The organism is Simiaoa sunii, from assembly GCF_014337175.1.
Lineage (GTDB): Bacteria > Bacillota > Clostridia > Lachnospirales > Lachnospiraceae > Acetatifactor > Acetatifactor intestinalis.
Genome location: NZ_CP060633.1, coordinates 1531931 through 1551891, shown reverse-complemented (window position 1 = coordinate 1551891; position 19961 = coordinate 1531931). Strand labels below are relative to the sequence as shown.

The window sequence follows — 19961 nt, the reverse complement described above, 5'->3', positions numbered from 1 at the left end:
CTCACCGGTCAATACAATTATTTTACTAATTCCTTAACCTTTGCCTTCTTACCAACACGATCTCTTAAGTAATTCAGCTTAGCGCGTCTTACTTTACCCTTTCTTACAACTTCGATCTTCTCTACATTGGGAGAGTGTAAAGGCCAGGTCTTCTCTACGCCGATTCCGTTAGAAGTCTTTCTAACAGTGAAAGTCTCTCTGTTGCTGCCGCCCTGTCTCTTCAGTACAACGCCCTCAAACACCTGGATTCTCTCACGGTTACCCTCTTTGATCTTGCCGTATACCTTAACGGTATCGCCAACTTCAAACTGGTCAACGGTCTCTTTTAACTGTTCTGCTTCGATCTCTTTGATAATGTTACTCATAATGAGCCTCCTTCATAAAATGGATGTTCTTAATACGCTTATTGGTAACAGAGGACCATCTCGTTTTCACAACATTCAGATTTTATCATAAGCCTGCATAAAAAGCAAGCTTTTTTTATCTGTACAGCCACCAGATCACAGCTTCCGACAGATTCAGCCCCAACCGTTCCTGCAGTTGTACGGACGCTTCATTTCCATTCACAATATGGGCGTAGGGTATCATCCCCTGTTCTCTCTGTTTGTTGATCAGATAACCTTCCAGGGATGCTGCAAGTCCTTGTCTGCGGTATGCATCCTCCACATACAGCATTCCCATGCTGCCGTCATTGTGACATCCTATAAAACCACAGAGTTTTCCTTCAATATAAATACCGAAGACATCTCCGGCTGCAATCCTCTCCCGAACATAAATCTCATCTCCCAGATGATAATGCTCCGCCACATAAGGGACCTCTTCCACTGTCAGCTGCCGGATGTCCTTATGCTTCACCGGAAGTGGTTCTCCTCTGGTATAGCACGCCTGGGAACATAGCATACTGCCATGATACCCTAAAATCTCACTGACACGTTCATTCCACCGGTCTGTCACGGTCACGATACTATGCTCCGACACGGCTTTCGGAATCAGTGGCAGCATTTTCTCCAAATGCTCCTCATCCTCCGCATTCAGCATAGCATTGCCGATCTCCGGCAGATAGATCAGTACATTTTTCCCCTCTGCATAGAGAACTTCCCCCAGTCCTCTGGACAGTGTCTCCATCAGATGAATAAAAATACGTTTCTTCGCGGAAAGTTTTTTGATGACCCGCTGTTTTTCCTGATATTTTGCATAGAGATCCGGACGGCGTTCTTCGGTGCGTCGCTCGGACTGTTCCCGGCGCCAGGCGCTTATTTTCTTATGATTTCCGGATAAAAGCACCTCCGGTACCTTCTTTCCATGCCAGTCCTCCGGGCGGGAATACTGGGGATATTCCAGCAGATCGTTATGAAAGCTCTCTGTCTCGGCGGATTCGTCGTTATTAAGCACTCCGGGTACCAGTCGTGCCACAGCGTCCACCACGACCATGGCAGCCAGTTCTCCACCGGTGAGAACATAATCCCCGATGGAGATATAATCGGTTACCACTTCCTCCAATACTCGCTCATCAATTCCTTCGTAATGTCCACAAAGTAATACCAGTTCCTCTTCCCCGGACAATTCCTTTGCCTTTTTCTGTGTAAAAGGCTCTCCCTGGGGAGTCAGATAGACGCAGCGGATCTTTTTTTCTCCTGCTACCGACCGGTAAGCATCATAGACCGGCTGTGCCTGCATCAGCATTCCGGCGCCGCCGCCATAAGTGTAATCATCTACTTTTCCATGCTTGTCCTGTGTGTAATCCCGGATATTCACCGCATCGATGGAGATCAGGTTCTTCTCCGCCGCTCTTCCTAAAATACTGGTCGCCAGTCCTTGTTGCACCATCTCAGGAAACAGGGTCAAAATGTGAAACTTCATCATAAGTCAAGCAATCCTTCCAATACATGTACCTGCATCATGCCGTTCTCCACGTCCACGTTCAGTATACACTGTTTGATAGCGGGCAAAAGCAGACTTCTGCCGTCCGCCATCTCCACTTCGTAAACATCATTGGCACCGGTCTCGATGACATCCTTTACCGTACCTAATTCTGTGCCATCCTCATCCTGCACCTTAAGTCCGATCAGGTCTGCAATGAAATACTCGTCTCTTTGCAGACGCACCGCATTTTTACGGGTCACATACAGGCTTTTCTGACGGTATTTTTCTATATCGTTAATGTTGTCCAGTCCTTTGAATTTCAGGATCACAAACTGTTTAAAGAACTTGACGCCTTCGATTTCCAGATTTAATTTTTCCCTGCCGGTATCCAGAACGACTTCCTTTAATCTGCGGAATCTTCTGGGATCATCCGTGGTAGGATATACCTTCACTTCTCCTCTTACCCCATGGGTGGAAGTGATAATGCCGACCTGTAACAGATCTTCCATATAGTCTTACTCCATTCCGGCTGATAGCCAAAAAACGGAGAAACACACATCTGTATGTTTCTCCGCTCAACGTCTATGATCTTCTAACTTGAATTAAACGATCTCAACGTCCACTCTTGTGTTGTCTTTGGATGATGCTGCCTTCACAACGGAGCGGATTGCTTTTGCAATACGTCCCTGCTTACCGATCACCTTACCCATATCGGACGCAGCTACATGAAGTTCAAGGACGATATTTTTTCCTTCTGTCTTCTCAGTTACAACTACTTCATCCGGATTATCAACGAGTGCCTTTGCAACTACTTCTACTAGTTCCTTCATAATCCACCTCCGATGAATAGATATTTAGAACTTATTTCTCGATTCCTGCAACCTTGAAAAGCTTAGCAACCTGCTCGGTAGGCTGAGCACCGTTCTGTAACCACTTTTTAGCCAGGTCTTCGTTGATCTTGAAAGTGGAAGGATCGGTGGAAGGATCGTAAGTACCGATCTCCTCGATGAATCTACCGTCTCTGGGAGAACGAGAATCTGCTACAATGATTCTGTAAAAAGGAGCCTTCTTCTGTCCCATTCTTCTTAATCTGATCTTTACTGCCATTTCTTTTTCCTCCATTAATAAAAAAATAAATTTATATGATAAGAACTGATTGTTCATATCGGACTTAAGTTAAATAAGTAAAAGTGCTTAGAAAAATCTGCCGCCCATGCCGGGAAATTTTCCGCCGCCAAACATACCGCCCATGCCGCCGCGGCCCTTTTTGCCGCCGCCAAACTGCTTCATCATCTTCTGGGTCTGCTCAAACTGTTTGATAAACCGGTTCACCGTTGCGATATCCACGCCGGCACCTTTTGCAATGCGGTGTTTTCTCTGAGGGGTCAGGATCTTGGGATTCCTGCGTTCTTCCTTCGTCATGGATAATACGATGGCTTCCGTGCGCTTCATCTGGGTCTCATCAATGGCAGCCTCTAAATCCGAGGTCTTGATACCCATTCCGGGAAGCATCCCTAAGATACTTGACAGACCGCCCATGTTGCGCATCTGCTTCATGCTCTCCAGGTAATCTTCAAAATCGAACTTACCTTTCTTCATGCGGCCGGCCATATCACGGCTCTTCTCCTCATCGATGTCAATGCTTGCCTGCGCCTTATCAATGAGGGATAATACGTCGCCCATGCCTAAGATCCGGCTTGCCATACGGTCGGGGTAGAACTGCTCTAAGTCAGACAGCTTCTCTCCCATACTTACAAAAAGGATCGGCTTGCCTGTGACTGCTTTGATGGAAAGTGCCGCACCGCCTCTGGTATCGCCGTCCATTTTGGACAGGATCACACCGTCGACGCCCACCTTTTCATCGAATTCCTTTGCCACATTTACAGCATCCTGACCGGTCATTGCATCGACTACCAACAGTGTCTGATGCACTGTCACGGTTTCTTTGATCTCCTGAAGTTCTGCCATCATGTCTTCATCCACATGAAGTCGTCCGGCAGTATCGAGGATTACTACATTATGACCGTTCTTCTCCGCATATGCGATCGCATTCTGTGCAATCTCTGCAGGCTTGTGATCCGTTCCCATGGAGAACACATCGACTTCCTGCTTCTTACCGTTGATCTGTAACTGTTCAATGGCTGCGGGACGGTAAATATCGCAGGCTACCAATAACGGCTTTTTGCCCTTGAGCTTCAGCTTACCAGCAATTTTCGCAGTTGCTGTGGTCTTACCTGCACCCTGAAGACCTGCCATCATGATGACGGTAATGGCCTTACCCGGCTGCATGGCGATCTCTGTGGTCTCACTGCCCATGAGGTTGATCATCTCTTCATTTACGATCTTGATCACCATTTGTCCGGGATTCAGACCGTTCATGACATCCTGGCCAATGGCACGCTCTTCCACTGCCTTCACGAACTGCTTGACTACCTTGAAGTTAACATCTGCCTCCAGTAGCGCCATCTTGACTTCCTTCAGTGCGGACTTGACATCCTCTTCCGTCAGACGGCCTTTGCTTCTTAAGTTTTTAAAAACATTTTGGAGTTTGTCTGTTAAACTTTCAAATGCCATTTGCTGCTCCTTACCATTCCTTTAAAAGGGATCTGGACAATTCTCGGATGCGTCTCATCCGTTCTTCGGGATCCGTGGTATCCTCCGCTGTCAACTGTTCGATCTCACCGATCTTCTCCTTGGCTGCCATGAAGCGTTCCACCAGATGAAGCTTGCTTTCATAATCCTGCAGGATCTTATCGCAACGCTTGATCAGATCATGGACGCCCTGCCTGCTGATGCCCTGTTCTCCAGCGATCTCACTGAGAGACATATCATTATATACTGCATCCTCATACACTCGCTGCTGATGCTCGGTGAGAAGCTCACCGTAGAAATCATACAACAGATTCTGTTCCAAAATCCTGTCCATCTTATCCAGTGCCTTTCTATAGGTCATGCGATATGCACCTTGGCTATCATACTATAGAAAGTCATAGGTGTCAAGTATTTTTTCTTTACACCTTTGTTATATAATTATATAAATTGAAAGTTACGAAAGCATAGCCGCGCATAGTCATAGTGAGGACAGCGATGGACGCTTGCGCACAAATCGCTGTCTTTACTTATGCCGTGATGCGGCGAACACCGCGAAGAGAAATGCGATTGGCAGCGTTTTTTGCTGACAATCTTATAAATAGCGTGGCTCATTGCGGAGAACTGCCAATAAATGTGGAGCGCCCTTTGCGAAACATTTATGAATTGAGTGCATGCTCGTAACGTAGGGTTACCGTAAACCAGACGAGTTCCTCCCGTGTTCCTTCTTGCGCCACAGAGTGGGCACAGGAGACAGGAAGAAGCTCCTCTGTGCCCTTCTTTCGCCTCAGCGTGGGCACAGGTGATAGGAAGAAGCTCCTCTGTGCCCTTCTTCCGCCTCAACGTGGGCACAGGAGACAGGAACAAGCTTCTCTGTGCCCTTCTTCCGCCTCAACGTGGGCACAGGAGACAGGAACAAGCTTCTCTGTGCCCTTCTTCCGCCTCAACGTGGGCACAGGAGACAGGAACAAGCTCCTCTGTACCCTTCTTTCGCCTCAGCGTGGGCACAGGAGACAGGAACAAGCTCCTCTGTACCCTTCTTCCGCCTCAACGTGAATAGTTTATGGGTATGAGTTACTTATTTTGTTGCTGATACCCATACTATGAAAGTTCGAGGGTATGAGAAGCTTGTTTTGTTGCTGATACCCATGCCATGAAAAGTTTGTGGGTATCAGAAGCTTGTTTGGTTACGGATACCCACGCTATGAAAAGTTTGTGGGTATCAGAAGCTTGTTTGGTTGCGGATACCCACGCTATGGAAAGTTTGTGGGTATCAGAAACTTGTTTTGTTGCTGATACCCACGCTATGGAAAGTTTGTGGGTATCAGAAACTTGTTTTGTTGCTGATACCCACGCTATGAAAAGTTTGTGGGTATGAGAAGCTTGTTTTGTTGCTGATACCCACGCTTTGAAAAAGTTTGTGGGTATCAGAAACTTGTTTTGTTGCTGATACCCACGCTATGAAAAGTTTGTGGGTATGAGAAGCTTGTTTTGTTGCTGATACCCCAATTGTGAAAACCGGAAGGTATAACAAGGGAATTATATATTCCAGAATGCCTGCGGCAGGCGTTCGTGGGGTTTACGGCAACCCTACGTTACAAGCCATGCTTTTAGTACACACGGATAATGCCGGAGATTTCCCTCACGACGGACATTCCTTCCATGATGCGGATGGCGTCATTAAAATGTCTCTCTTTTACGAGATCGGTGATGACCACGATCTCGGCAATGCCATCGTGGCTGCGCTTCTGTACCATCTGGGCGATGCTGACATCGTTGTTGCCAAGGACTCCTGCGATATTTGCCAGGGCTCCGGCACGATTCTCCACCTGTAAGCGTAGAAAGAATCGGCTCTTCGTATCCTCTACATCCAGTACAGGAAGTTTCTTATGGCTGTCGCTGCCAATCTTGCCGCAGCTTCCATGGATAATATTACGCATCACATCAATGACATCTCCCAGTACCGCACTGGCGGTAGGCATCTGTCCGGCGCCCCGTCCCATGAACATGGCATCATCACAAGCCTGACCATGAACAAATACAGCATTGAAGGAATCTCTGACCGTGGCAAGAGGATGGCTGTCCGGGATCAGTGTGGGATGTACTTTTACTTCAATTCCTTTACCTGTAAGCTTTGTAATACCCAGCAGTTTGATCACATAGCCGAATTCTTTTGCATACCGTATATCCTCCGCAGTGATCTTCGTGATACCTTCCGTATAAACCTGAGGAAACGTCACGCGGGAACTAAAAGCGATGGATGCCATAATGGCGATCTTGCGTCCCGCATCGTAGCCTTCCACATCCGCTGTGGGATCTGCCTCCGCATAACCCAGTCTTGTAGCCATATCCAGAGCTTCCTGATAGTCCATACCTTCCTCGGACATTTTGGTCAAAATATAGTTGGTGGTACCATTGACGATTCCCATGATCTCCGTCAATTGACTTCCCGCCAGACTCTGACGCAAAGGTCGGATAATGGGAATGGCTCCTGCTACAGCTGCCTCGAACTGTAAGTCACATTTATTCTCCGTGGCAATCTCAAACAGCGGATCCCCATACTCCGCCAGCAGATCCTTGTTGGCGGTGACCACCTGCTTTCCGGCCTTCATGGCTTCTTCCACATAAGTTCTGGCCGGTTCTATACCACCCATGACTTCGATGACGATCTGGATTTCGGGGTCTTCCAGAATTTCCTGCCAGCTATCTGTGAACAACTCCTGGGGGATTCCTTCTCTTACCTTTCCGGGATTGCGCACCAGAATCTTTTTAATCTCCAGATGTGCTCCTGTCTTCAGGCAGATATCCTCTTCCTGCATCCCTGCCAGCTTGTACACACCGCTTCCCACGGTTCCTGCTCCCAATAATGCTGCATATATCTTACGGTTCTCGCCCATGATTTCTCCTCTCATTGTGCCGTAACACCTGACGATTTCTTCCGTTTCCAAATATCTTTCTGTATCTTTGCAATTTCCAAAAATAACTATGTCTCATTATAACAAAAAACATTTATAACGCAACAAAAACCGTCCTTATCAGACGGTTTTGTCAATTTTTTATATCGAAACAGCTATTCTTATTCCAGTGCGCTTACCCCAGTGCCTTCTCCAATTCCTCTATCACGATCTTCAATGCTTTGATTCTGGCATATTTTTTATCTACGGATTCCAGAATGTGCCAGGGAGCATATTCCGTGCTGGTCTTCTGGAGCATTTCGTTCACAGCATCTTCGTACTGATCCCATTTGTCGCGGTTACGCCAGTCTTCGTCCGTGATCTTCCACTGCTTCTCCGGGGTATTCTGCCGCTCTGTGAAGCGTTCCAGTTGGGTATCCTTGTCGATCTGTACCCAGAACTTGATGATCACCGCGCCCCACTGGGACAATTCCTTCTCGAACTCGTTGATCTCGTTATAAGCCCGTTGCCAGTCGTTGGTACTACAGAAGCCTTCCAGCCGTTCTACCATGACGCGACCGTACCAGGTACGGTCAAAAATGGCAATATGTCCGGTCTTAGGAAGTCTCGTCCAGAATCGCCAGAGATAATGTCTCGCTTTCTCGTGTGGTTCCGGGCTAGCGATGGGGTGTACCTCGTAGCCTCTGGGATCCAGTGCTCCCGCGATCCGCTTGATATTGCCGCCCTTGCCTGCGGCATCCCAGCCTTCGTAGGCGATGACTACCGGAATCTTTTTCCGATACAGGCGGTAATGCAGGGCATTCAGCTTCTTTTGCAGATGACGCAGTTCTTTCTTGTATTCTTCCTCGGAGATTTCCCTGTCCAGTTCCACCTCGGACAGCTTCGGCATCTTCACCAGCGGGAATACATTCTGCAAAATGGGCACAGCAAGGCTCTCATTCTGCATGGCTACATGGATACCGCTGCATAATGTCTCCAGCACTTGCAATTCCGCCCACTTTTTGTCTCCGGAATCTATGATGTACCAAGGAGCTACGGAAGCGTTCGTATCTGTGAGGTATTTGTCGAAGACTTCCTCACATTTGTCATAATGCTTGTTCTGCCACCAGTCGTTCTCGCCCACACGCCATGCGGTATCTTTGCTGGCTTCCAGCTCCTCCAGACGCTTTTTCTGTTCCTTTTTTCCGATCTGGAAAAAGAGCTTCAGCACCAGATAACCGTTGTCCGTCAGCTGTCTTTCAAAGCGTTTAATGCTCTCAATGCGCTCCGCATACTGCTTATCCGACAGTTCGCCCCGAAGTCTTCCCTTCGTCACCTCATCCATCCAGCCGGAATCCAGGAACTCGAACTTGCCGGCTTCCGGAATTTTTACAAAGTACCGATACAGGAAGGGCTTCCGCTTCTCTTCCTCTGTCGGTGCGGACATGGAAGCCACCTTGAAGAATCTGGGATCGATATTTTTAATAATTCCACCGATGGTACTGCCCTTGCCTGCCGCACCCCAGCCCTCGATCAGCACCAGCACCGGGAGCTTATGCTCCTTGATCTGCATCTGGAGTCTTAAAAGCTCCTCCTGCGCTGCATCCAGTCGTTTGTCCAGTTCCTCTTTGTCCGGCTTTGCCGCCGGGATCCACTGTTTCAGCATACTGTAACCACCCTTTCCAGAAATCCTCATTGTACAAAACTTACATAAGTCTAGTGTATACCATTTTTGAAAAATATAAAAGCAATTGGGAAATTTATTTACAGATATTATTTTTCCATCCGTTCTCTGATATTATTATAGATTTCCCGGGTCTGCGCATCATCTGCACCGTTTAGAATAACGGTGCTCCCCTCTACTTCCATGACTACATAAGTATCACAGTCGTTATGAGTATAACGGATGTAATCTGCGTGGATTTCATCGCGAAAATGTCCCATGGAATATTTCAGGTTGCCAAAACCGTTCGTCCGGATTGTATTCGTATCCCGGAACATATTCTCTTCGTAAGCAATGCTTTCGATAGCGTCATATTTCACTGTGTAATCCTGCCAGCCCTCCGCCTGAACAGTAAATTCATTTTCTCCGTAACAGATCTCGATTTTTCCCGTATATAACGTCCATACCGTAAATAGCACACACGCGAGCATTATAAACACATTGACCGCAACCACTTTATGGTTGTAGTGTACTGCCAGCCCTTTTCCGGTGCGCAACTTCTTTCTATAATAGAGATAAGAATACAGGATGCTGCCAAAAGCTGCTGCCGTGATAGCGACAATAAACAAAAATAATGCAGCCATGCTGTCACTGAACAGTCCACAGCTCATACTCAACAGTCCTGCTGCCACCCATATTTTTCCACTGAAGCGGTGCGTGGCATTCCAGTTCTCCTCATCCTGCAATGCCCATACGACGCGGATGCCGATGGTGCGGTTCGGTTTCACCTTGGGCAGATAATTGCCCACAATAACAAATAGCAATCCCATTCCGACATACAAAATTACCATGAACAGATTCTCTTTCCTTACACCCCTATCAATCCATCTGGCGATACCGTTATAGAGCAATGTCATTCCCGGCACGATCCACGTAACCATTCTTATGACCTTGTCACTCTGCTGCCTGTTTCTGTTGTCGTAAAAAGTTACTGCCATTGCTACCACATAAGTCACTGCAAAAATGCCGTTTACCCACAGACTGTTCTCACAGGTATATCCCAATATCATTCCCACGCACATAACAAATGCCGAGCAGATCAGCCTGCCTTTATTTTTCTGTATCATTTCCTTCATTATTCGATGCTCCTTTCAAATCTGTGATCCATAACATGATTTCTTCCAGCACGGAAGCATTCAGTTCATAATAAATAAACTTTCCTTCCCGCTTGTCCCGGATCAGATCTGCCTCCTTTAGCACCGACAAATGCCTCGATATGGAAGCCCCCGTCACCGGAAAATGTTCGCAGATCTCTCCTGCCGACAATCGGCCGTTTTTCAGAAGATTTAGTATTTCACGCCTTATAGGATCCGCCAGCGCTTTCAACGTATCCTGTATTCCCAAAAATTAATCACATCCTTTCATTCGATCATTTAACATTTAACCTATTTGTTAAATATATTATATAATTCACCTCATTTATTGTCAAGGGATTTACAGATTAAGATAGCTGTAGTTTTCTGTGGATGGATAAAACCGTACTTAATTCATTGTGTACCTGAAAAATCCCTCCGTCTTATAACGAAGGGATCTCATTCTTCTCTATACTTCCGTACCATCTTCCGGCAGGCCCCTTAAGAACACCACTGCCACCGGCAATGACAAAACCGCAGATAAAATATCGGACACCGGCTGTGACCACTGGATGCCTCGAATTCCCCAGAACGCCGTCAGGATCAGCAGCGCCGGAATGTAGATAGTGCCACTTCGGAAGGAGGCTAAGATCGTCGCCCTGCCGCCCTTTCCGATGGACTGAAACAGCATGTTGCCGCAGATACATACCGGAATAAACGGAAGCGTCAGGCACTGGATCTGCAACGCATAAAATGCAATCTCATAGGCATCCATATCCGTAAGGAATTCCAGCAACAGCTCTCTTCGGAACACATACACCACGCCTGCGAACACTGCCATGGTTACCAGACTGGCACACAATGTGAACCAGAATGCTTTCTTTACGCGGGAATACTTCTTTGCCCCATAATTGAAAGAGGATACCGGCTGGAAGCCCTGACCGATACCCAGTGCAACACTGAATACGAAATTGAAAATACGGGATACCACGCTCATAGCAGCAATGGCAATATCCCCGTAGACTGCCGCCTGTGCATTCAGCACCATGGTTGACACGCTGGCCAGTCCCTGCCGCATCATACTGGGGAAGCCTGCTGTAAGAATGTTCTTATGTACGGCAAATTCCCAGGTAAAATATTTCGGTGTCAGGCTGCTCTGGGTCTTTCCACGTAGGAAAAAGAATAACAGGATTCCAAAGGATACGTACTGGGAGATCATAGTGGAAAGTGCCGCTCCCCGGATACCAAGATTTAACCCCCACATAAGAATGGCATCTCCCGCCATATTTAAGATACCGCCGGAGACCAGTCCTACCATCGCCAGATTGGCATAGCCTTCATACCGGAGCACATTGTTCATCACACAGCTGGATGCCATTGCCGGTGCCGACACCAAAATATAGAAAGCATAGATTCTCGCATAGGGAAGGATGGTCTCCGTACTTCCAAGCAATCTGCACAATCCGTTCAGATCCACAATACCGATCACCGCGATCAACACTCCGGCTCCCACCGCCAAATAAAATCCCGTTGCGGAAAAAGCTTTCGCCCGCTCCTTTTCATGAGCTCCTAACAACCGGCTGATATTGCTTCCGGCGCCATGACCGAACATGAATCCGAACGCCTGAATAATTGCCATCAAGCCAAACACCACGCCTACCGCTCCGGTAGCACTGGTGCCTAACTGGCTTACGAACCAGGTATCCACCATATTATACAGATTCGTGATCAGCATACTGATGGTAGTAGGCAGTCCAAGTTCCAGGATTAACCGTGCTACCGGCTCCTCTGTGAGCCGTTTATATTGTTTCTCCTCTTTTGACAATGTTGTATCACTCATATCACATAGCTCCTATATCATTACCACAGTTTCCATTCGGTTCTCTCTATGGTTTTACACTATTCTATGCCACAGTAATCCGCAGGCTGCTTCTGCCCGGTTTGAAATCATAATCCGTACCCATTCATCGTATCGCCAAAATAGCGTCTGCCCTACCGGCACGACGCTATTATAGATGATTCTCTTTGAAAATGTAAGCCCTTTCAGCAGTTTTTTTACTTAAATTTTATGTTCAGCATCACAGTTTCTCACTGAAATAGCTCTTATAGCCCTCACCGAAGATCTCCGTGGCACTGGTGACGATCATAAATGCCAGGGGATCCTCTTCCTTTACGATTTCTTCCGCCTTGGGAGAAATGTTTTTCTTCATGGCGCACATGATGACGCTCTTCTCCTTGCCGCTGTAAGCACCACTGCCCTGTACATAAGTCACACCAATATCCAGCTCCTCCAAAAGTCTCCCTGCAATCTTCTCTGCATGGTCGCTGATAATATAGATCAGCTTCGCCTCATCACGACCGTACAATACCACATCCAGCACCACTGATGTGATAATGACCACGATACCGGCATACAGTGCCTTGTCAACATTCCGGAATACAAATGCCGATGCTATGACGATAACCACATCTGTCAGGAAAAACAATGCTCCCGTCTTGAGGTACGGGAACTTTAGTCGCAGCAGCTTGATAATAATATCTGTTCCTCCCGTAGTGGATCCGGCCTTGAACACCCAGCCCATGGATACTGCCATCAGGGCACTTCCGGCCAGAGATGCAAGTAATGGATCTCTGGTCACTGCTCCTACCGGTGTCAGCAGGTTTGTAAACAGTGATGTCATTGCCGTACAATAGATCGTCGACAAAATAAACCGCAATCCGAATTTCCAGATACCGATCAGTAGGATCGGTATGTTGATGAGTAACATCCAGGTACCTGTCTCAATTCCGAACAAACGGTTTAAAATAATGGCAATACCGGTGATCCCCCCGGGTGCCAGAGAGTTCGGATCCAAAAACATGCTGACGGATACCGCATAGATGAAAGAAGCCACCGTGATCATTACATAATCCCGGAACATCTGCAGGGGTGTCTTTTTATCCAGTCTCTGTATTTCCAGTTCTTTTTCAGTCTTTTTCGCCATAGCTCTCTCCATTTCCACACATAAAAGCCGCATATCTATAATATGCGGCTTTTATCAGTGATACATTCACTTCTTTTCTAAGAAACTATGCAGCAACATCTGCATGACTCTGCACAATTATATATTTGCTCTGACCACCTTGGGCTGATAGCCTTCTTTTTCCAGAGCGGCAATGATCTCATTCTTATGCTCGGTACCGAATGCTTCCAGTGTGATACGCAGTTCCACGGCAGCGCTGCGGTTGATGGATACAAACTGGTTGTGCTCCAGCTTGATGACATTACCGTTAACGCCGGCAATGATACCGGATACTCTGCACAGCTCACCGGGCTTGTCGGGAAGCAATACGGATACGGTGAAGATACGGTCTCTTAAGATCAGACCCTGCTGTACTACGGAGGACATGGTGATGACATCCATATTACCGCCGCTCAAGATAGATACAATACGCTTATCCTTCACATTTAACTGCTTTAAGGCTGCCACGGTCAGCAGTCCGGAATTCTCCACGATCATCTTGTGGTTCTCCACCATATCCAGGAAGGCTACTACCAGATCCTCATCTTCCACAGTGATCACATCGTCCAGATTCTTCTGTAAGTACGGGAAAATCTTACTTCCGGGAGTCTTAACCGCAGTACCGTCTGCAATGGTGTTGACCTTTGGCAGGGTGGTTACCTTGCCGTTCTTTAAGGATACCTGCATGCAGTTAGCTCCCGCAGGTTCCACACCGATGACCTTGATCTTCGGGTTCAGCAGTTTTGCCAGTGTGGAGACACCGGTTGCCAGTCCGCCGCCACCAATAGGAACTAAAATGTAGTCTACCAGGGGAAGCTCTTTGAAGATCTCCATGGCAATGGTACCCTGACCGGTTGCCACAGTCAGATCATCAAACGGATGAATGAAGGTATATCCGTGCTCTTCTGCCAGTTCATATGCTTTTGCACATGCCTCATCATAGACATCGCCGTGCAGTACTACCTCTGCACCGTACCCTCTGGTACGGTTTACCTTGATCAGAGGTGTGGTGGTGGGCATTACGATAGTGGCCTTGCTGCCGTAGCATTTTGCAGCATAAGCCACACCCTGGGCATGGTTGCCTGCTGATGCGGTGATCAGTCCCTTGGCACGCTCTTCATCCGTCAGTGTGCTCATTTTGTAATAAGCGCCTCTTAACTTGTAGGCTCCGGTAAACTGTAAGTTCTCGGGCTTTAAGTATACACGGTTGCCGGTCTGGGCGCTGAAATAATCACTGTATACCAGCTTGGTCTCTAACGTTACCTTTTTTACGATTTCACTTGCTTCTTCAAATTTCTCTAAAGTCAACATTTCTTCCTGCATTTTTCTTCCCATGCCTTTCTGTCACACTTTCCTTGGTCTGTCGGTTATTCCTCCTGCGTATCCGTCTGTTGCTCGTTCTCGGGCAGATGCAGTTCTCCGATATCCTCCATATTCACATCAAACAATGCGTTTACAAATTCCTCAGAATTGAATTTCTGGAGATCCTCAATGGTCTCCCCCACACCGATGTATTTTACCGGAACCTTCAGTTCAGACTGGATTGCCACCGCAATACCACCCTTCGCCGTTCCGTCCATCTTCGTCAGAATGATGCCTGTGAGATCTGCCACCTCACCGAATTCTCTCGCCTGTACCAGCGCATTCTGTCCGGTGGTACCATCCAATACGATCAGGTTCTCTCTGTGGGCATTCGGGAACTCCTTGTCAATGATGCGGTTCATCTTGCGAAGTTCTTCCATCAGGTTCTTTTTATTATGCAGTCTGCCGGCGGTATCAATGAGAAGCACATCCACGCCTCTTGCTTTCGCTGCATTCACGGCATCAAACACCACACTGGCGGGATCCGCGCCCTCTTTTCCGCCGATCATGGGCACATCCGCTCTGGATGCCCATTCTGCCAGCTGATCTCCCGCTGCGGCACGGAAAGTATCCGCTGCGGCGATAAGGACTTTTCTGCCCTCATCCTTTAATTTACCTGCCAGTTTACCCACGGAAGTGGTCTTACCCACACCGTTGACACCAATGACCATGATCACGGACTGTTCTTTCTCGAAATCATAGGCGGTCTCATCCACCTGCATCTGCTCCTTAATACTTTCGATCAGAAGCTGTTTGCATTCGGAAGGCTCCTTGATATGCTTTTCTTTTACCTGCTGTTTTAATCTCTCCACAATGGCAGTGGTGGCATTGACACCGATATCTCCCATAATGAGGATTTCTTCCAGTTCTTCGTAGAAATCATCATCAATGGCGGAAAAACCGCTGAAGACCGAATCGATTCCCCGGACAATGTTATCACGGGTCTTGGTCAGCCCTTCTTTCAGCCTCGCAAAAAAGCCTTTCTTTTCCTCACTCATCCCTTTTCCTCCAATCAGCATTCTATCCAGAAAAACGCTTGCGTTTTTCTTGTATGAAACTTAGAACTTCTTCACGATTTTCATACTAATCGTCCAGGTCCTTGTCAATGAGGTTGACGCTGACTAAGGTAGATACGCCCTTCTCCTGCATGGTGATACCATACAATCTATCCACCTGTTCCATAGTGCCTCGTCTGTGGGTAATGACAATGAACTGGGTGTTCTTGGTCAGCTTATGTAAATACTTTGCAAAACGTCCTACATTGGAGTCATCCAGTGCGGCCTCGATCTCGTCTAACAGACAGAACGGAGACGGCTTCAGGTTCTGAATTGCGAACAGTAGGGATATGGCGGATAAAGCCTTCTCTCCACCGGAGAGCTGCATCATATTCTGAAGCTTTTTTCCGGGGGGCTGTGCGATGATGCGGATGCCTGCCTCCAGAATATCCTCATCCTCCATCAGTTCCAGTGTTCCCTTACCACCACCGAAGAGTTCCTTGAATACCTTATCGAACTCTCTGCTGATCTCTGCGAATTTCTCCGTGAACTGTTTGCGCATGGCGGTATCCAGTTCTTCGATGATGCCTTCCAGCGTCTTCTCCGCTTCCACCAGATCATCATGCTGAGTCTTCATGAAAGTATAGCGCTCCATCAAGTTCTTGTAATCCTCAATGGCGTTGACATTGACATTGCCAAGCTTGCGGATCTCGTCCTTCAGACCGCTGATCTCGCGTTTCATAGCTGGCAGATCATTCATCTCTTCGTTGCGGAGTCCTGCCGCATCGCTTAAGGTGATCTCATACTCATCCCACATGTAATTGATCTGACCTTCGATGCCGTCCTCCAGCTTTTTCTTCTGTTCGCCCAGACGATAGACTTCTTTGTCCAGAGCATTCATGCGTTCTGACATTTCTTCTCTGCTGCGGAAGAAATCTTTCTGTTTTGCAGACAGTTCTTCCTTTTTCGCAAGGTCTTCGTCCAGCTTCTTCCTGGAAGCATCCTGATTCTCATGAGAAGCAGCGATGGTCTTCTCAATCTCCAGGATGTTGTTCTTCTTACGTTCCACTTCCTGCGCATTTTCCGTCAGAGCCTCTAAAATCTCTTTAAGCTCTGCCTGTGCACGTTCCAGCTCGCCGCCTATACGATCCACATTTGCCTGCTTGTAATCCAGTGCCTGACGCATCTTCTCGACTTTTACTTCCCATTCTCCTGCGTGGGCGGAAGCTTCGCTCTCTTCCAGTCTGCAGCTCTCCAATTCTTTCTGGAAGCCCAGGATCTGTTCCTGCGTCGTCTTCTCCAGTTCTTCGCTGGCCGCCAGTTCCTGCGTAATGGATTCCTTGCCGGAACGGATCTCGAAGATCTTGGTCTCGATCTCCTGCTCCTCCAGCTTCAGGGACTGTGCACTCTCTGCCTCTTCTTCCATACGCTCTCTTGCCTGGGAGATGTTCAATCTTGCGGTATTCTGCTCAATGGACTTGCGCTGCATCTCGGTCTTCAGTGCTTCCAGATCCATACGAAGTTTATTTCTCTTACTCTTGGTGTCTTCGATCTTCTGATTGTAAGTCGTGATATCCTCAGAGAGCTTTTTCACCTTTTTCTCCAGTTCGTCCATCTCACGACGTCTTCCCAGGAGATTGCTGTTGTTTTTAAAAGCTCCGCCGCTGATGGCACCACCGGGAACTAAGAGTTCACCTTCCAAAGTGACCATGCGGATGCCGTAATCGAATTTTCTAGCGATCTTCACGGCATTGTCCACATTGTCTACCACAACGATACGTCCCAGCATAGCCTTCGCCACATTGCGGTATTCTTCTTCTGTGCCTACCAGTTCGTCTGCCATACCGATGACACCTTTTTCCTTAAGTGCCTCCGGATTCTTGAATTCCTGGGGTTTGGTAATACTGGTCAGAGGCAGGAATGTGGCTCTTCCGAGACGGTTCTGCTTTAAGAAGCCGATCATATGCTTGGCGGTCTCTTCGTTATCCGTTACGATATTCTGGATATTGCCGCCCAGCGCAGTCTCGATGGCGGTCTCATATTTTGCCTCCACCTGGATGATGTCCGCTACAACACCAATGATGCCCTTTTCTTTTTCCTTCTGCTCCATGACCTTTTTGACGCTGCCGCCATAACCATCATAGCGCTCGGTAATATTGGTCAGGGTTTCTAACTTAGACTGTTCCTGATGAAAACGGGTCTGTGTCTCCCGCAGCTTTGCATCCAGTCCGGTGAGATTTTCACGGATATTGCCAAGCTCCAGTTCGGATGCCGCTTCCTGTTCCGTCATCTGACGCAGTTCCTCAGTCACGGTCTCAAAAGTCTCTTCCAGCTTCTTCACCGTTTCTTCTCTGGCTGCCTCATCGGATTTAGCACGTAACAGTCTGGAATTTAACTCTGCCTTGCGGATATTGATCTGCTCCATCATGGTATCGAAGCGACCCATCTTGGATTTGATGGTAGCTCTCTGGTTCAGTTCGCCAATGATGGTGTTTTTCCCGGTCTCGATATTATTGTTGAGCTCGGTGATCTTATTCTGGATGGCTTCCAGATCAGCCTTCGCTTTCGCCGCAGCTTCTGCAATCTCCTGCACCTGGGTATCCGTATCCTTTTTATCGGTTAAGATATCCTGCTTTTCCTGCTCTTTGCCGGCAATCTCCTCTTCCAGGGCTGCCTTACGGTTGTTCAGATGGTTCTCACTGCCGTGGGCGGAATTGATCTGCTCCTTTAAGACATTGATCTCACCCTCTAACTTACCGCGCATCAGACCGGTATCCGTCAGTTGTTCCCTAGCAGCTTCGATAGCGGTATCCAGACTCTCAATCTCCTGCTGGATCCGTTCGTATTCTTCCTTGATACCCTCATATTTTTCACCGGTCTCACCAAGTTCCGTGCTTGCCAGATTGTATTTTTCTTCTGCGGAAGCAAGCTGTTCTCTCAGTCTCTTATTTTCCAATAAGAACACGTTGATATCTAGGGATTTCAACTCTTCCTTTTTCCTCAGATAGACCTTTGCCACCTCTGACTGCTTCTCCAGAGGTCCTACCTGTTTTTCCAGCTCCGATAAAATATCATTCACACGCACCAGATTCTGTTTCTCGTTCTCAAGCTTCGTCTGGGCCGCTGCTTTCCTGCGTTTGAATTTCACGATACCGGCAGCCTCATCGAACAGTTCACGACGTTCCTCGGGCTTACCGCTTAAGATCTTGTCGATCTGGCCCTGTCCGATAATGGAATAGCCTTCCTTACCGATACCGGTATCATAGAACAGCTCATTGACATCCTTTAATCTGCAGGGAGTACCATTGATCAGATATTCACTTTCTCCGGAACGGTAGATCCGTCTCGCCACTGTAACTTCGTCATAGTCGATCGCCAGCTGGTGATCGCTGTTGTCCAGAGTAATGGCAACATAGGCGTAGCTCAACGGTTTTCTGGTCTCTGTTCCCGAGAAAATAACATCCTGCATGCTGGCACCACGCAACTGCTTGATGCGTTGTTCTCCCAGCACCCATCTTACCGCGTCCGCAACGTTACTCTTACCGCTGCCGTTAGGTCCTACGATACCGGTGATTCCGTTGTGGAACTGAAATACGATCTTATTGGCAAATGATTTGAACCCGTGGATCTCAATACTTTTTAAATACATATCCTCTATCCCTCAATAGCAGAAGCGCCTCATAAGCTGCCTGCTGTTCTGCCGCTTTTTTTGTTCTTCCCTGCCCACGGCCAAGGCATTCTCCCTCCATGTCGATTTCTACCACGAAGGTCTTGTCGTGTTCCGGTCCGCTCTCCTCTAACAGCCGGTACTCGAACTCTTTTTTGAGTTTCCCTTGGATCAGTTCCTGGAGATTACTCTTGCTGTCGTAGAAGAGACGCTTGTCCTCTAAGTCCGACAGAATAAAGCGGTCAATAAAAGCCTTGGCAGGCTGCATGCCACCATCCAGATAAATGGCACCGATCATAGCTTCCATACCGTCAGAGGTGATGCTGTCTCTGCGTCTGCCACCGGTGTTCTCTTCGCCCTTTCCCAAAAGCATAAACTGTCCCAGCTCTAGGTCTCTGGCACAGAATGCCAGGGAAGGCTCGCACACCATGGAGGCGCGCATCTTGGTCAGTTCACCCTCCGGAACATCCGGGTGTTCCCGAAATAGGAAGTCACTGGATACCAGCTCCAGTACAGCATCTCCTAAGAATTCGATACGTTCGTAGTTCTCTGTTTTGTTGATCTTTTGTTCATTGGTATAGGAGCTGTGGGTCAGAGCCTGCTTCAGCAATGCTTTGTTGTGAAAGCAATAGCCGATGCGCTGCTCCAGCACGTCCATTGTATAACCATCCAACATTTTCTTGTCCTCACTATATTCCGTAGTCCCGGCTATGGTAAGAAACGCGGCACGTTTTCACTCTGTCGCAGAGCGTAACGGTACATAGGCGTGGAAAATACCCACGCCAAGTACCGA

Annotated in this window: 17 protein-coding genes; all 17 read right to left on the bottom strand. The window is 47.8% G+C overall.

All coding sequences use genetic code 11. The annotated features are described in order from the left end of the window. Positions 1-17: 17 nt before the first annotated feature. On the bottom strand, positions 18-365 hold the full coding sequence (gene rplS, locus H9Q77_RS07205) for a 50S ribosomal protein L19 (RefSeq protein WP_022153355.1): 348 nt from the start codon (positions 363-365) through the stop codon (positions 18-20). 115 nt (positions 366-480) lie between these two features. Beyond that, positions 481-1863: a tRNA (guanosine(37)-N1)-methyltransferase TrmD gene (trmD, locus tag H9Q77_RS07200; protein WP_249327004.1), complete on the bottom strand. Its 1383-nt coding sequence runs from the start codon at positions 1861-1863 to the stop codon at positions 481-483. Next, positions 1860-2372: a ribosome maturation factor RimM gene (gene rimM / locus H9Q77_RS07195; RefSeq protein ID WP_118550767.1), complete on the bottom strand. Its 513-nt coding sequence runs from the start codon at positions 2370-2372 to the stop codon at positions 1860-1862. Before rimM ends, trmD begins: the two co-directional genes overlap by 4 nt. Positions 2373-2465: 93 nt before the next feature. Next, entirely contained in the window at positions 2466-2693 is a 228-nt protein-coding gene (locus tag H9Q77_RS07190; RefSeq protein WP_022154075.1) for a KH domain-containing protein, read from the bottom strand. Positions 2694-2724: 31 nt separating this feature from the next. Beyond that, entirely contained in the window at positions 2725-2970 is a 246-nt protein-coding gene (gene rpsP, locus H9Q77_RS07185; protein ID WP_022154076.1) for a 30S ribosomal protein S16, read from the bottom strand. An 87-nt stretch (positions 2971-3057) separates the two neighbouring features. After that, positions 3058-4437, bottom strand: coding sequence for a signal recognition particle protein (ffh, locus tag H9Q77_RS07180; RefSeq protein ID WP_249327003.1), 1380 nt, complete (start codon positions 4435-4437; stop codon positions 3058-3060). A gap of 10 nt (positions 4438-4447) precedes the next feature. Beyond that, positions 4448-4789, bottom strand: a complete 342-nt coding sequence (gene ylxM / locus H9Q77_RS07175) for a YlxM family DNA-binding protein (protein WP_117466484.1) — start codon at positions 4787-4789, stop codon at positions 4448-4450. A gap of 1273 nt (positions 4790-6062) precedes the next feature. Continuing rightward, positions 6063-7349: a homoserine dehydrogenase gene (locus tag H9Q77_RS07170; protein ID WP_249327002.1), complete on the bottom strand. Its 1287-nt coding sequence runs from the start codon at positions 7347-7349 to the stop codon at positions 6063-6065. 193 nt (positions 7350-7542) lie between these two features. Then, the gene (gene pap / locus H9Q77_RS07165; protein WP_249327001.1) at positions 7543-9012 is read right to left on the bottom strand and encodes a polyphosphate:AMP phosphotransferase; all 1470 of its coding nucleotides are present in this window, start codon (positions 9010-9012) and stop codon (positions 7543-7545) included. Positions 9013-9119: 107 nt separating this feature from the next. After that, positions 9120-10145: an SdpI family protein gene (locus H9Q77_RS07160; protein ID WP_249327000.1), complete on the bottom strand. Its 1026-nt coding sequence runs from the start codon at positions 10143-10145 to the stop codon at positions 9120-9122. Continuing rightward, positions 10120-10413, bottom strand: coding sequence for an autorepressor SdpR family transcription factor (locus H9Q77_RS07155; RefSeq protein ID WP_249326999.1), 294 nt, complete (start codon positions 10411-10413; stop codon positions 10120-10122). The genes H9Q77_RS07160 and H9Q77_RS07155 overlap by 26 nt, the downstream gene beginning before the upstream one ends. Positions 10414-10611: 198 nt before the next feature. Beyond that, a complete protein-coding gene (locus H9Q77_RS07150; RefSeq protein ID WP_249326998.1) occupies positions 10612-11982 on the bottom strand; it encodes an MATE family efflux transporter in 1371 nt (456 codons plus the stop codon). A gap of 238 nt (positions 11983-12220) precedes the next feature. Beyond that, positions 12221-13126 carry a YitT family protein gene (locus H9Q77_RS07145; RefSeq protein ID WP_249326997.1) on the bottom strand — a complete coding sequence of 302 codons (906 nt, stop codon included), beginning with the start codon at positions 13124-13126 and terminating at the stop codon, positions 12221-12223. A 117-nt stretch (positions 13127-13243) separates the two neighbouring features. After that, a complete protein-coding gene (gene ilvA, locus H9Q77_RS07140) occupies positions 13244-14455 on the bottom strand; it encodes a threonine ammonia-lyase (RefSeq protein ID WP_117569170.1) in 1212 nt (403 codons plus the stop codon). Between the two features lie 56 nt (positions 14456-14511). Then, entirely contained in the window at positions 14512-15504 is a 993-nt protein-coding gene (gene ftsY, locus H9Q77_RS07135; RefSeq protein ID WP_118547723.1) for a signal recognition particle-docking protein FtsY, read from the bottom strand. An 85-nt stretch (positions 15505-15589) separates the two neighbouring features. Continuing rightward, positions 15590-19150: a chromosome segregation protein SMC gene (gene smc, locus H9Q77_RS07130; RefSeq protein ID WP_249326996.1), complete on the bottom strand. Its 3561-nt coding sequence runs from the start codon at positions 19148-19150 to the stop codon at positions 15590-15592. After that, a complete protein-coding gene (gene rnc / locus H9Q77_RS07125) occupies positions 19131-19844 on the bottom strand; it encodes a ribonuclease III (protein ID WP_022154377.1) in 714 nt (237 codons plus the stop codon). The genes smc and rnc overlap by 20 nt, the downstream gene beginning before the upstream one ends. Positions 19845-19961: the final 117 nt, after the last annotated feature.

Coding starts and splice junctions, on each gene's coding strand:
- ftsY (WP_118547723.1), bottom strand. CDS start 15,504: ATGAGTGAGGAAAAGAAAGGCTTTTTTGCGAGGCTGAAAGAAGGGCTG.
- rpsP (WP_022154076.1), bottom strand. CDS start 2,970: ATGGCAGTAAAGATCAGATTAAGAAGAATGGGACAGAAGAAGGCTCCT.
- ffh (WP_249327003.1), bottom strand. CDS start 4,437: ATGGCATTTGAAAGTTTAACAGACAAACTCCAAAATGTTTTTAAAAAC.
- H9Q77_RS07145 (WP_249326997.1), bottom strand. CDS start 13,126: ATGGCGAAAAAGACTGAAAAAGAACTGGAAATACAGAGACTGGATAAA.
- rplS (WP_022153355.1), bottom strand. CDS start 365: ATGAGTAACATTATCAAAGAGATCGAAGCAGAACAGTTAAAAGAGACC.
- pap (WP_249327001.1), bottom strand. CDS start 9,012: ATGCTGAAACAGTGGATCCCGGCGGCAAAGCCGGACAAAGAGGAACTG.
- H9Q77_RS07160 (WP_249327000.1), bottom strand. CDS start 10,145: ATGAAGGAAATGATACAGAAAAATAAAGGCAGGCTGATCTGCTCGGCA.
- ylxM (WP_117466484.1), bottom strand. CDS start 4,789: ATGGACAGGATTTTGGAACAGAATCTGTTGTATGATTTCTACGGTGAG.
- ilvA (WP_117569170.1), bottom strand. CDS start 14,455: ATGTTGACTTTAGAGAAATTTGAAGAAGCAAGTGAAATCGTAAAAAAG.
- smc (WP_249326996.1), bottom strand. CDS start 19,150: ATGTATTTAAAAAGTATTGAGATCCACGGGTTCAAATCATTTGCCAAT.
- H9Q77_RS07190 (WP_022154075.1), bottom strand. CDS start 2,693: ATGAAGGAACTAGTAGAAGTAGTTGCAAAGGCACTCGTTGATAATCCG.
- trmD (WP_249327004.1), bottom strand. CDS start 1,863: ATGATGAAGTTTCACATTTTGACCCTGTTTCCTGAGATGGTGCAACAA.
- rnc (WP_022154377.1), bottom strand. CDS start 19,844: ATGTTGGATGGTTATACAATGGACGTGCTGGAGCAGCGCATCGGCTAT.
- H9Q77_RS07150 (WP_249326998.1), bottom strand. CDS start 11,982: ATGAGTGATACAACATTGTCAAAAGAGGAGAAACAATATAAACGGCTC.
- rimM (WP_118550767.1), bottom strand. CDS start 2,372: ATGGAAGATCTGTTACAGGTCGGCATTATCACTTCCACCCATGGGGTA.
- H9Q77_RS07170 (WP_249327002.1), bottom strand. CDS start 7,349: ATGGGCGAGAACCGTAAGATATATGCAGCATTATTGGGAGCAGGAACC.